Genomic DNA, 12,527 nt, shown 5'->3' with positions numbered 1-12,527 from the left:
TTGCAACACTCGGACGGCTGTTCCCATCCCTTTCCCTCAGGAGCATTCATGCCCTCGTCCCGTCCCGCCTTGCGTCTTTCCCTGCTCGCCTTCCTCGCCGGCGCCCTTGTCCTACCCCTCCACGCGGCAGAAGCGCCGGCCAAGGCGCCGGCGGCGAAAAACGCCAAGAGCGCCAAGAAGGCGCCCAAGCGCTACACGATCGAGCAGTTCATGGCGACGACCTCGGTGACGGGCGCCACCTTCAGCAAGGACGAGAAGCAGATCCTGTTCAGCAGCAACGAGACCGGCATCTTCAACGTCTACACGATGCCGGTGGGCGGCGGCGCGCCGCGCGCGCTGACCAGGTCCACCACCGACAGCACCTATGCGATCGGCTATTTCTACAACGACGACCGGGTCCTGTTCCGGCGCGACCAGGGAGGCAACGAACTGCACCACGTCTACGTGCGTGAACTCGACGGCACCGAGCGCGACCTGACGCCGGGCGACAAGCACCGTGCGCTCTTCGCCGGCTGGCGCCCGGACGGCAGCGGCTTCTACCTCGCCACCAATGAGCGCGATCCGAAGTTCTTCGACGTCTACCTCTATGACGCCGGCACCTACGCGCGCCAGATGGTCTACCGCAACGAGAGCGGCATGCAGGTCTCCGCCATCAGCCGCGACGGCCAGTGGCTGGCGCTGGACAAGCCGAACACCACCTCGGACAGCGACGTCTACGTGGTCAACCTGAAGACGCGCGAGATGCGCCATGTCACGCCGCACACCGGGCCGGCCAGCCACTCGGCGGCGAGCTTCGACCCCGAATCGAAGCGCCTGCTCTACACCAGCAACGCCGAGGGCGAGTTCGCGCGCATCCTGGCCTACGACCTGGCCAGCGGGAAGGTGGAGGAAGTCGCGAAGGCGGACTGGGACCTGCTGGGCACCGATTATTCCCGCAACGGCCGGCACCGGGTCAGCGTGGTGAACCGCGACGGCAGCATCGACGTGCGCGTCCATGAGGACGGCAAGCCGGTGGCCATGCCCAGGCTGCCGGGCGGCGAGCTGCGCCAGGTGAGCTTCTCCGCGAGCGGCAAGCTGATGGCCTTCTACCTGAACGGCGACCGCTCGCCCAACAATCTCTACGTGCACGACTTCAGGAACGGCAAGACCACCCAGCTCACGCGCAGCCTGAGCAAGGACATCGACCCGGACGACCTGGTCGAGGCCGAAGTGGTGCGCTTCCGCTCCTTCGACGGCATGGTCATCCCCTCGATCTACTACAAGCCGAAGGGCGCCTCGCCCTCGGCCAAGGTGCCGGCCGTGGTCTTCGTGCACGGAGGGCCGGGCGGACAGACCATGCGCGGCTATAACGCCCAGATCCAGTACCTGGTCAACCACGGCTACGCGGTCCTGGGCATCAACAACCGCGGCAGCTCGGGCTATGGCAAGACCTTCTTCCGCGCCGACGACCGCAAGCACGGCCTGGAACCGCTGTGGGACTGCGTCGAGGCCAAGACCTGGCTGGCCAGCCAGGGCTACATCGATCCGGAACGGATCGGCATCATGGGCGGCAGCTATGGCGGCTACATGACGCTGGCGGCGCTGGCCTTCCGGCCCGAGGCCTTCAAGGTCGGCATCGACATCTTCGGGGTCAGCAACTGGATCCGCACGCTGGAGAGCATCCCTCCGTATTGGGAAGCCCAGCGCAAGGCCCTGTACGACGAGATCGGCGACCCGGTGAAGGACAAGGACTTCCTGACCGCGACCTCGCCGCTGTTCCACGCCGATAAGATCCGCAAGCCGCTGCTGGTGATCCAGGGCGCCAACGACCCGCGCGTGATCAAGGTCGAGAGCGACGAGATCGTGGAGGCGGTGCGCAAGCGCCAGGTGCCGGTGGAGTACATCGTGTTCCCGGACGAGGGTCACGGTTTCTCGAAGAAGAAGAACCAGGCCGAGGCCAGCGCGAAGATCCTGGCCTTCCTCGACAAATACCTGAAGCACTGAGCCGCACCGTCTCCTGAAGACGCACAGGCCGCCCGGTTGCCCGGGCGGCCTGTGTCGTTTCATGCGCCGCGACGATCAGTAGCGGTAGGGATTGTTCGGACGCTGGTCGTAGCGGTTGGGCACGCGGTCGCCGTCGCGGTCGCGGTCGTATTCGTTGCGCACGCCGTCGTTGTCGAGGTCGCGGTCATAGCGGTTCGGCACGCCGTCGCGGTCGGTGTCGCGGTGACGGCGCTCGTAGCGATCGGGGATGCCGTCGCGGTCGCGGTCGTAGCGCGGACGATCCCAGCGCTCGTAGCCCGAGCCGGCGTAGGGCGAGGCGTAGCCGTGGCGCTCGTAGCGGTCCGGAATGCCGTCGCGGTCGCGGTCATGGCGGTTCCAGCGCGCCGGCTCCATGTACCAGCCGCCTTGGCCACGGCGCCAGGCCGGCGGGGCGTAGACGTAACCCGGGCGGGCGGCGAGGTAGCGGCCCGGCACCCAGTCATGGCGATGGCCGCGCCATTCCCAGTAGCCCGGCGCCCAGACATAGCCGTGGCGCGGGCCGGGGATGCGTTCGTAGATCGGCGCCGGCGGGGGCGAACCGATGTAGACGTCGACACGGGCTTGCGCCATCGACGGCAGCGGGGCGAAGGCGGCGCCGGCGGCGATCAGGGCGGCAAGGGCGAGGGTGGCTTTCATGTTCGGTCTCCAGATCCAAAAGCGGATGACTCACTATATCGCCGAGGGATGTGGATCGGGGGGCTTTGAAGCAGATGCTTACAACTGAAACAGTTCAGCAGGGCTGGCGCGGGGCAGCGGGGAAGGACACGCGCTGAGGGGCCGCCGCTTGCCGCACGAGGCGGTCGCGGCGACCCTGGGCCATCATCCGCGGCTCCCGGCGGCGTCGGCCAGCAGCTCGGCCTTTTCTTCGGCGCTCAGGCGCTTGGCGGTGACGTTCACCACGGCGACCTTGCCCGAGGTGGCGATGGCGGCAGCGTCCGGGGTGTAGCTGCGGGCATGCGCTTCGGAGATCGGGCCGCCGAACTGGCTGACCGAGACGGCGAGCACGGCGGCGGTGAGGAAGACGGCTTCCATGTTCTTGAGGATGTTCATGATGTGGCTCCTTGCGTTGGCGGGTTGTCGATGTGTGTACTGTAGGCGAGCCGCGCGGCAAGCTCCATCGGATTGCGACGAGACGCGAAAAACACGGAATGACCTGTCGAAAAGCCCGCGCGAACGCGTGTTTTCGCCCGCCCTCCGCTAAGTCCGCATGAGCGGCCGCCCGGGCCGCCCTTACCGGACAGGCGCATGACAGGCATCCTCATCTCCATGCTCGACCAGCTCGCCGCGCGACGCACCGCCCGGCGCCGCGCGCGCAATCTGCGCGCCGGAACCCGGCTGGCTGCGCCGCGGCTTGCGCGGCAAGTCGGGCAGGGCGCCGCGCTGCGCCTGCGCCTGCCCTGGGCGGCGCTCGCCCTGGCCGCGCTCATCGGGCTCGGCGCGCTGGCACTGAGCCTGCACGCGCGCCGCCTGGCGCTGGCCGCCGACGCCTCGCACACGCCGGCCCTGTCCGCCCTCCAGCCCTGGCTGGGCGGCATGCACATCGAGGTGCCGGTCGGGGGCGGCGTCGGCCTGCGCCAGTTCGGCGACACCGCGCTCCTGATCGCCGCCGGCGCGAAGGCCGAGCCGGCGGTGCGCGTCGACCTGTGCAGCCAGGTCCTCGATCCGAAGCAGCCGACCCTGCTGCCGCTGCGCATCGGCTTCCCGCTGGAGGAGGCGGCCGCGCTGGCCCGCGCAAGCGGCAGCGCGCCGCGCACCGTGCTTCTGGGCGCGCCCGGATCGTCCATGCCGCGCGTGACCCTGAGCGGCAAGGCGGCGGCGGGCGCCGACCCGGGACTCTCGATCGCGTGGAAAGGGAGCGCGGGGACCGCCTGGGTCAGCGACGCCACCGGCGGACGGGTGGTGCGCGCCGCCGAGGGCGCGGCCCCGCTGGGCCGCAGCGGCTGGCTGGCGTGGCAGGGCGAGGCGCTGCGCTTCCTGCGCCGTCCCAGCCGCGCCTGCCCCGAGGCGGGCGAGCTGCTGGTCCAGCGCTACCTTCCCGATCCCGCCAGCCTGGCGCCGGCGCTGCTGCAGGCCTTCGCGCCGGGCGCCGAACCGGTGGCGCTGCGCCTCGCGCCCGGCAGCTACCGGGTGCCCGCCACGCCCGCGCCGGGCATGGAAGACCAGGCCCTGTTCGAGCAGTTGCGCGCACGCGGGCTGCTGCGCCTGAACCGCGACGGCCTGGCCGAGCTGGCCCCGCGCGACCTGGTCGCCTGGCATGCGGCCGACCCCGGCGCCCGTGCGCCGCTGCCGGGCTGGGAGCACCTGCACCTGGACCAGGGCGACCGCCGCCTGCTCGAACGCCTGTATTACCGCGCCGACGGCGCCTACCTGCGCGAACAGGTACGTATCTTCAATAGCGAACGGCGCTTGCTGGCCTGGCGCCTGCGTCCGTCCAACCCGATACCCTTCCAGGCGCTGCTGTCCGGCGCGCCGGCCGGGGTCGCGGAAGGCTTGCCGGTGGCGGCGATGCGCCTGTTCGCGCGCCTGCCGGAAGGCTGGGCGCCCTGGAACCGGGTCGCCGACTGGGACGCCGGGCGTGGCGGCCAGCGCGTGCGCCTGAGCGCCCCGGCCGGCGGCGCGCCGGTCGAGCTGCTGCTGGCCGGCCGCGTGCTGGCGGTCGAGGGAGCGCGCGCCAGCATCGCCGGCGCCTGCGAAGGGCGCGCCTGCCCTGACGCCGGCGCGGTCCAGCACCTGATCCTCACGCCCGAGCCGGGCGCCGCCCGGATCGGGCTGGAGGTGGCGCCGCTCGACCTGGCCGCGCTGTCCGGCGGCAGCGATGCGGCCTACCGCCACCTGCGCCTGGACGGAGGGCGCCTCGCCTGGTATCCGGTGCCGGCCGCCGCTGGCGGCGCCGCGCCCGGCCGCGCCCCGGTACGCCTGCTCGACCGGGAAGGCAAGCCGCTGTGGGGCGACGGCCAGCCGGCGTCCGCCGCGCTGGAGGCCGGCCTGGGGCCGCTGCTGGGCGTGCATCGGGCCCACGCCGGCAGCGTCGCCGGCATGCTGGCGCGCCTGGGCGGCTCGGCGCACGAGGCGCGCCTGAGCCTGGACCTGGCGCTGCAAGGCCAGGCCCAGGCGGTGCTGGACTGCATCGGCCTGCGCGAGGGCAGGTGGGACGGCCGCGCCTGCGCCGGCGGGCGCGCGCCTCCGGCAGGGCGCCAGGCCGGCCTGGTGCTGCTGGATGCCGAGCAGGGCGACATCCTGGCGGCCGCCTCCAGCGCCCAGGGCGAAGCCGATCCGGCGCGCTGGCCGGAGCTGCGCGACTTCGACCGCGCCGACCCGGCCCGCAGCCCGCTGCGCATCCCGGCTTTCCAGCATGACGGCGGCGCCTGGCGCGCCCCCGGCTCGACCTTCAAGGTGGTGACCGCGCTCGGCCTGGAGGCGGCGGCGCGGCGCGATCCGCGCTTGGACGCGCTGCTGTCCGGCATGCCGCTGGCCGAGATCGACCGACTGGCGCAAACGGGCGGCTATGCCTTCCGCAGCGCCAGCGCGCGCTATCCCGAGGGCGGCGCCGGCGCCCATGTCACGAATTTCCGCGAGCAGCAAGCCGCCAGCCGCGCCGACGCCGGCCGGCTGGGGCTCGGCCAGGCGCTCGCCTACAGCGTCAACACCTGGTTCGCCTGGAGCGCGGAGCTGAGCGACCGCACCCTGCTGGGCCAGCCGGAAGGCGGCGTGCCCGGCGCGCGCGAACTGGAAGCGGGCGCCTTCGCCAGTCTGCGTCCCGTTGACGCAATGGCAAGACGGCTCGGCTTCGGCAGCGCGCTGCGCCTGGACGGTGGGCTGCTGCCCGCCGACTACCGCTGGGCCGAGTGGGATGCGCTCCAGGCCAGCGCCTCCCAGCTCGACCCCGTGCTCACCCGCCACGAGCTGCGCCAGATGGCGATCGGCCTGCGCATGCAGGCCACGCCCCTGCAGATGGCCATGGTGGCGGGCGCGGTCGGACAGGGCCGCGCGGTCGCGCCCCGCCTTCTGCTGGAACTCGACGGACGCGCCGCTAGGGAAGGGCGCGGGGAAGCGCTCGGGGTGCGCCTGGACCGGGTGCGGGCCGGCATGAAGGGCGTGATCGAGCGTGGCACCGCCGCCGGGGTGTTCCGCGCCCCCGCCTTCGATCGGCTGCGCCCCGGCCTGTTCGGCAAGACCGGCACCGCGCCCACCGGCGCGGACGGCCTGGCCACGGTCTGGTTCATGGGCTGGCTGGAGCCCGGCAGCCTGCCCGGCCAGACCCGGCGCCTGGCCTTCGCTAGCTTCGTCAGCCATTCGGCGGCGACCGGCGGTGCGCACGCGGCCCCGCTGGTGGCCGCGCTGCTGCAGCACATGGAACAACAGTCCGGGGAACAGAAGGGGAAATAGCCGCTTCCTGAGCGCCTCGAATTTGTGTTTGTATGGCATTATTTGTTTCAATCCGCCATATGCGGAGGCCATCGAGGACGAGGTAGGTATGCGTTTGCCGGGGACCCGGTATCAGGAGCATGGTTGGGAGCAGGTCCGCAAACTGCTGGGACACTGTTCCCTGCAGGCGTTCGCCCGCGTCGACCCAGCCCTGCTGCTGGAGCCGGACCGGGACGCCGCGCTCGCCCTCTACGTCGACGCCGTGGCGCGCGCCCTGCGCGCCTGCGGCGGCCGGGGCGAGGCGAGCGGCAACAGCTATGGCGACACCGTGGCCGAGCTGGCGCTGGCCCTGGTCTATGAACTCCAGGCCAGGCCGGCCGACTGGGACGCGCTGTGCGCGGCGCTCGCCGGCGAGCATGCGCGCCTGGGGCGCTTCTGGGAGCAGCCCGGCGGCGACGCCTTGCTGCGCAAGAAATGCAATGACATGTACGCCGTCCTGCGCGACAAGGTCGACAGCAACAACTACGAGGTCGCTTGCGGACGCCCGTGCAGCCCGAACCGCATGTATGCTTATCGCATGCTGGACACCGCCTACCACGAGATCGCGCGCCTGTTCGACGGCTGGCGCGAGCACGCCGGCCAGGTCGGCGCCATTCTCGGGCGCCCGGTCGAGGCGATGCCGATCGAGGTGCGCCAAATGCGCTCGATCGCCGACTGCCGCGCCGAATGGGTGCTGCGCTGGAGCGAAAGCCTGGAAGAGCACGGCGGCGCGCCGGGCCCGCTGCACACCCGTTCCAAGCGCTTCGCCAGCCTCAAGACCAGCCCGGACAAGATCGCGGCCATGCTGCGCGAGATCGGCGAGTATGAACAGCTGTCCAGTAACGCCGACCGCGACTGGGCCCAGGACCTCGGCACGGCCGAGGCCTGGCTGGACGATTACTGGCGCGTGCTGGGCGAGTCGGAGCAGGGCGGCACGCCCGGCCCGGACCAGATCCTGGAAGCGCGCCAGGACGCGCTGGACGCCGGCGACGACGGCGAGGACGGCGACGATGGTGAAACACCGCCGCAGGACGAGGCCGTGGACGAAGCGGAGCGTGCGCGCCTGGCCGCACGGGCTAGCGAGGTTTCTCTTCCCCCCAGCTACCTGCAGTCGGCGGCGGGCGCGCTACCTGGCGTTGGCTGGGCGGCGCGCCGGATGGAAGGCGACACGCTGCCGGTGCGCCTGGCGGTGTATCTGAAACTGCTGGGCCCCTTCGACGACACGTATCCGGCCGAGTGGCTCGACCCGGCCACCGGCGAGCTGCCCACCATGCAGCAGCTCGCGGGCCTGGACGGCATCTCGTTGCCGACCCTGCGCAAGCGCCGCGACGCCACGATCGCGCGCCTGCGGGAGGCGACGCCAAGGGAGGATGATCGATGAGAATGACGGAACTGGATCGCAAGCTGGCGGCGCAACTGCTGGCCGGCCGGCGCGTGGAGGGCGACCGGCTGGTGCTGGACGACGCCGTGCTGCGCGCCGCGCTCGACGGCAGCCGGCCCCTGACCGGCGGCGAACGCGCCGCCCTGGAGGGCTCGCCGCTGACCCTGAGGCGCCTGCGCCGCCTGGCCGAACAGGCGCGCGCCGAGGCCGGGGAGGGCTGGCGCGAAAGCCGCGGCCTGCTGCGCGCCGCCGACAGCGGCGCCGCGCTCAGTGTGCTGGTGACGGACGACGGCATGTGGCGCCTGCATTTCACCCAGGGCCAGGTGATCCTGCAACTCGATGCCCAGGCAGCGCGCGCGCCCGCGCTGCTGGCGGCACGCCCGCTGCTGCGGGTCACGGATGGCGAGGGGGCGGTCGTGCTGGAAGGCCGCCTCGACGGCGACGGCGAATGCGAGGGCGCATGGCCTTTCGCGGCGCCGCCGGCCGAGCATTTCCAGCGACATGGGGCGGTCTTCAAGGTCGAGCCGGTCCCGGGAAGGTAAACGATGTTCGGATCCTTGTTCAAGCGCCCGCTGCGGCCCGTCGAATTCTCCTGTTCCAGCCTGGGGCGCAGCGCGATCGCTCTGCCGGCGCCGGCCAACTGCACCGTGCCGCCCGGTTGCGCCGCCGTGCTGGTGGACCGGGGCGGACGCACCCGCCGCCTGGGCGAAGGCGCCCGCATCGCGGTGCTGGACGGCGAGCGCGCCTGGGGCGTGCATCCGGGGCCCTACAGCTGCGACCTGACGCCCTTCGCGGCCAGCCCCGAGATCGGCCTGCGCCTGAGTTTCGCGATCGATCCCGACCCGCGCGCCAGCCAGCAGCGCTTCGACCTCTACCTGGCCAGCGAAGCCGAGGACGCGGTCGGCGTCGAGGCCTTCGCCCAGGTGCTGGAGGCGGCCCTGCAGCACGAGCTGGCGCAGGGCAACCTCGACCTGCCGCCCTGCACCACGCTGGAGGAGTGGAACGCCTTCCGCGCCGGCATCAACCAGCTGATGTACACCCGTTTCGGCGTCACCGTGGACGACTGCGTGCCGGTCGACCTGGGCGCCAGCCGCGACTACGCCCGCATGCTGGAGGCGCGCCTGGCAGCCCAGGCGGCGCTTCCAGCCGCCGCGTTGGCGCCTGAACCGGTATCGGAACTGGCACCGGGAACCCAGGAGGCGTTCTGCGCGGCCCGCGAGGACGCACGCGCCCTGCGCCGCCTGTTCCTGGAACTGCCCTGCGTAATGTGCGCGCTGCGCATGGCGGTCACGCCCGAGGGGCAGGCCCAGTTCCGCCAGTTGCAGGAACTGCTGCGCCGCCTCGACCTGGTCAGCCTGTCGGTCGGCACCATGCCGGCGCTGGAGCTGAGCGCGCCCAACACCCCGCTTCCCGCCGGCGAGCAGATGCGCCGCGCGCGCCACAGCCGCCGCGCCGCACTGGCGCTGGACGAAGCCTGGGCCCTGCTGGCGCGCATCAAGCAGGCCACGGGCGCGACGCCGGCTGCGCTGTTCGACGAGGCCGACCGCATCGTCAGCAATCTCGAACTCGAAGCCGGCGCGCGGCGCGCGCTGCGCGCGCCCGAGCTGGACGAGGTGGCCGCATGAACGCCGCGCCGGACAGCGCGAGCTGCCGCAGCCGCGACCCGCGCGGCGGCTACCTGACGGTGACCGCCACGCGCCGCCCGCGCGCCGGCCGCGCCGACGTGAAATGCAGCGTGCCCGGCGCGCCCGAGGTGGCCGAACGCATGCAGCAGGTGGTGCGCCTGGCGCGCCATACCGAGGCGCGTCACGACAGCCGCGACCAGGTGGTGCTGAGCCTGGACCGGGCCCCGGCCGAGGGCGACCGCGACTGGGAGCTGGCGGCGGTGCTGGCCGACCGCATGGTGCGCGGCGTGCTGCCGGCGCGCACCGAGGTCGCCAACGGCTGGTCGGACGCCTGGCACCTGGGGCGGATCGACGGCGGCGCACAGGACCTGACCCACCTCGGCCTCTTGACGGGCCAGCCCGATCCGGGCGCCGGTGTGGCGAGCGCGCGCGCCTGGTTCCCGCTGCACAGCGGGGGCGCCCACGACAGCCTGGGCTGGGTCGAGGTCAGCGTGCGGCCGCTGGCGCAAGGCGGGGAGGGCGAGGCCGCCGGCGAGGACCCCATCGCCGTGCCCGAGCTCGACGCGGCCGGCCAGGCGCAGGTGCGCGCGGTGCTGGCCGGGAGCCGCCACTTCGACGGGCGCGGCCAGGGCGGCTGGCGCACCACGGTGCGTTTCGGCGAAGCGCGCTTCCAGGGCGACTCCTACGAGCTGGCCCTGGTCATGGCCGACCGCATGGCGCGCGGCCGCGAATTCTTGGCGCGCGGACGGGTGATCGCCACCGGCCGCTCGTCGAGCTGGCATGCGGGCAAGGTCGAATCGGTCGAGGCGCTGGGGCCGAAGTGCGCGCTGATCCTGCGCGAGGCCCAGGCCGGCGACCGGGTGCTGCTGCCGAAAGAGTGGGAAGCCGGCCTGCCGGCCGGGCTGCGCGAAGAACTGCGTGCGCGCGGCGCCAGCCTGGCCTGCGTCGAGCGGATCGGCATCATCTGATGCGTGGCGTCACGGCGCTGATCCGCTTGCCCTGCTAGAATCCCTGAAGCGCTTGTTGTAAAGAGATAAACGGAGTCGCATATGTTCCAGATGTTCGGTGTGAAAAGCGCCAGCTGCCCGCGTTGCGAGCGCAAGGTCGGCAGCGAGGACCGCTATTGCGCCGCCTGCGGCCTCATTCCTGGCGCGCCGCGCAACGCGCCGGTGCTGCGCGAGAACCGCTGGGTGGCCGGCCCGGACGAACTGGCCGTGTTCTTCGGCGTGCGCGAGCTGTCCGGCGTGTTCGTGAAAACCCTGCGCGTGCCGGCCACGGCGCGCGCCTACATCCTGCAGGGCGACAAGGCGACCGAGGTGCCCCAGGGCGAGTACGAGATCGAAGGCTTCTTCACGCGCCTGAACCACCTGCTGCGCGACCAGCACGCCGAAATCCTGGTCACCCGCAGCGCCGCCCTCGCGGTCGACTTCAGCTTCGAGGACGTCCACACCTGCGAGCATCTTCCGGTCAGCGCGCGCCTCACCGTCAGCATCAGGATCGAGAACGTGCCCGCGTTCGCGCGCCACTTCATGACCATGCCCGGCACCATCGGCGGCGCCCAGCTGCGCGAGCTGCTGGCCCACCCGCTGCGCCAGCTCGCGGCGGATTTCATCGGCGCCCGTTCGATCCGCGAGATGGCCGGCAACCGCGAGCTGCGCGAGCAGTTCGCCGAGCGTCTGCACGGCGGTCTCAGGCTGCTGCTCGCCGAGTACGGGCTGGCCGCCACCCAGGTCGACACGCTGGAGCTGCGCCATGACAAATTCGACGCCAACCGCGCCCGGGTCGGCAGCCTGTGGCTGGCGGCGGACGAGAAGCACGTGCAGATCGAGCACGCGCGCCAGCTGGACGAGCTGTACACCGCCGAGGAATGGCAACGCATCGCGCGCGAGGAAGCGGAGCTGAAACTGCGCCAGCGCCGCGCCGAGCTGCGCCAGGACGATGCGATCGCGCGCGCCGAGCTCTCGCTGCAGGGCGCGGACCGCGCCCACGGCGTGCGCTCCCGCCAGATCGAGCTGTACGGCCGCATCCTCGAAGCGCAGTCGCGCAAGCAGGCGATCGAGCGCGGCGCCGGCGAGGTGCTGGCGGAACTGGAACACGAGATGGCCAAGAAGGGCGCGGCCCGCGCCGACGAAGCGGCCGAGTGGGCCCACCTGCGCGCGCTGGCCCAGGTGCGCATGCGCGCCGAGCTCGAAGCGGCGCGCCAGGACGCCACCCAGGCGGCGCGCCTGGCCCAGCAGCGCTTTTCCCAGCAACTGCTGCAGCAGCAGATCCGCAACAAGATCGAGCAGGCGGCCCAGATCGAGGACGCCGTGCGCCAGCGCGCCGAGCTGGTGCGCCTGCGCGAGGCCGAGGCCGACGCCGCGCGCCGCGTGCGCGAGATCGACGAGGCCCAGCACCTGGCGCGCCGGCGCGAAGCCGAGCGCCAGATCGAGTGGGACGACGAACAGGCGCGCCTGCGCATCGAGGCGGCGCGGCGCGGCAACGGCCAGGCCGAGGCCCTGGCCCAGCACGAAAAACTGCTGCGCACCATCGAGGCCGACGCCCGGCACGCGCGCAGCATGCAGGAAGTCGGCCTGGACGCCGAGGCGCGCCGCGCCGACATCGAGGAAGCGCGGCGCGCGGCCGAACGCGCCCACGCGCTGGAGCTGGCGCGCCTGGAGATCGCGCGCGCCGAATCGCTGGGCGCGATGGACGACACCGCCAAGCTGGCGCTGGCCGCCGCGCCCAACGCCCAGGTGCTGGGCGACTTCATGAAGACGCGGGTGCACGCGGGCATGGACGCGGGCCAGCTCACAGCGCTGGCCGCCGTGGCCGGCGCGGGCCGCATGACGGCCGACGAGGCGGCGCGCGCCGCCCAGGACGCCGTGCGCGCCGAGCAGGCGCGGCGCGAGCACGAGGTCGACAAGGACCGCCGCCACCAGCTCGACCTGCTGGCCATGCAGAACGACGTGAACAAGACAGCCCTGGCTTCGCAGGCCACCCTGGGCGCCGGCCTCGCCGCCAGCGCGGCGGCGCGCCAGTGCGTGCACGGCCATCCGGCGCGGCCTGAAGACCGCTTCTGCGCCGCCTGCGGCGCGGCCTTGCCGGGCTGACGG

The 12,527-nt window shown here is 72.5% G+C and carries 9 protein-coding genes; 7 read left to right on the top strand and 2 right to left on the bottom strand.

Translation table 11 applies throughout. The features are described 5' to 3' along the window. Positions 1–48: 48 nt before the first annotated feature. Complete coding sequence (locus B0920_RS08035; RefSeq protein WP_078032008.1) at positions 49–1,983, top strand: S9 family peptidase; 1,935 nt, start codon at positions 49–51, stop codon at positions 1,981–1,983. Positions 1,984–2,058: 75 nt separating this feature from the next. Here the strand turns inward: B0920_RS08035 and B0920_RS08030 are convergent, their stop codons facing one another. Further along, positions 2,059–2,658, bottom strand: a complete 600-nt coding sequence (locus B0920_RS08030) for a YXWGXW repeat-containing protein (protein ID WP_078032007.1) — start codon at positions 2,656–2,658, stop codon at positions 2,059–2,061. Between the two features lie 183 nt (positions 2,659–2,841). Continuing rightward, a complete protein-coding gene (locus B0920_RS08025; RefSeq protein WP_078032006.1) occupies positions 2,842–3,072 on the bottom strand; it encodes a hypothetical protein in 231 nt (76 codons plus the stop codon). 195 nt (positions 3,073–3,267) lie between these two features. Here B0920_RS08025 and B0920_RS08020 point away from each other — a divergent pair, with 195 nt between their 5' ends. The 6 genes from B0920_RS08020 (at position 3,268) to B0920_RS07995 (ending at position 12,524) form a co-directional block, all read left to right on the top strand. Then, the gene (locus B0920_RS08020; RefSeq protein WP_179119114.1) at positions 3,268–6,408 is read left to right on the top strand and encodes a penicillin-binding transpeptidase domain-containing protein; all 3,141 of its coding nucleotides are present in this window, start codon (positions 3,268–3,270) and stop codon (positions 6,406–6,408) included. A gap of 88 nt (positions 6,409–6,496) precedes the next feature. Further along, a complete protein-coding gene (locus B0920_RS08015) occupies positions 6,497–7,807 on the top strand; it encodes a hypothetical protein (protein WP_078032005.1) in 1,311 nt (436 codons plus the stop codon). 2 nt (positions 7,808–7,809) lie between these two features. Beyond that, positions 7,810–8,349, top strand: a complete 540-nt coding sequence (locus tag B0920_RS08010) for a hypothetical protein (RefSeq protein WP_229455277.1) — start codon at positions 7,810–7,812, stop codon at positions 8,347–8,349. A gap of 3 nt (positions 8,350–8,352) precedes the next feature. Then, positions 8,353–9,432 (top strand): hypothetical protein, encoded by a 1,080-nt coding sequence (locus B0920_RS08005; protein WP_078032003.1) that lies wholly within the window; start codon positions 8,353–8,355, stop codon positions 9,430–9,432. Continuing rightward, positions 9,429–10,400, top strand: a complete 972-nt coding sequence (locus B0920_RS08000; RefSeq protein ID WP_078032002.1) for a hypothetical protein — start codon at positions 9,429–9,431, stop codon at positions 10,398–10,400. The genes B0920_RS08005 and B0920_RS08000 overlap by 4 nt, the downstream gene beginning before the upstream one ends. Positions 10,401–10,481: 81 nt before the next feature. Continuing rightward, positions 10,482–12,524, top strand: a complete 2,043-nt coding sequence (locus B0920_RS07995; protein ID WP_078032001.1) for a hypothetical protein — start codon at positions 10,482–10,484, stop codon at positions 12,522–12,524. Positions 12,525–12,527 lie beyond the last annotated feature (3 nt).

Origin of the sequence: Massilia sp. KIM, from assembly GCF_002007115.1 — a bacterium.
Classification (GTDB): domain Bacteria; phylum Pseudomonadota; class Gammaproteobacteria; order Burkholderiales; family Burkholderiaceae_D; genus Telluria.
The sequence above is the reverse complement of the archived record's forward strand: the minus strand, read 5'-3'. Positions and strand labels throughout refer to the sequence as shown.

Coding starts and splice junctions, on each gene's coding strand:
- B0920_RS08015 (WP_078032005.1), top strand. CDS start 6,497: ATGCGTTTGCCGGGGACCCGGTATCAGGAGCATGGTTGGGAGCAGGTC.
- B0920_RS08035 (WP_078032008.1), top strand. CDS start 49: ATGCCCTCGTCCCGTCCCGCCTTGCGTCTTTCCCTGCTCGCCTTCCTC.
- B0920_RS08025 (WP_078032006.1), bottom strand. CDS start 3,072: ATGAACATCCTCAAGAACATGGAAGCCGTCTTCCTCACCGCCGCCGTG.
- B0920_RS08005 (WP_078032003.1), top strand. CDS start 8,353: ATGTTCGGATCCTTGTTCAAGCGCCCGCTGCGGCCCGTCGAATTCTCC.
- B0920_RS08000 (WP_078032002.1), top strand. CDS start 9,429: ATGAACGCCGCGCCGGACAGCGCGAGCTGCCGCAGCCGCGACCCGCGC.
- B0920_RS08010 (WP_229455277.1), top strand. CDS start 7,810: ATGACGGAACTGGATCGCAAGCTGGCGGCGCAACTGCTGGCCGGCCGG.
- B0920_RS07995 (WP_078032001.1), top strand. CDS start 10,482: ATGTTCCAGATGTTCGGTGTGAAAAGCGCCAGCTGCCCGCGTTGCGAG.
- B0920_RS08030 (WP_078032007.1), bottom strand. CDS start 2,658: ATGAAAGCCACCCTCGCCCTTGCCGCCCTGATCGCCGCCGGCGCCGCC.
- B0920_RS08020 (WP_179119114.1), top strand. CDS start 3,268: ATGACAGGCATCCTCATCTCCATGCTCGACCAGCTCGCCGCGCGACGC.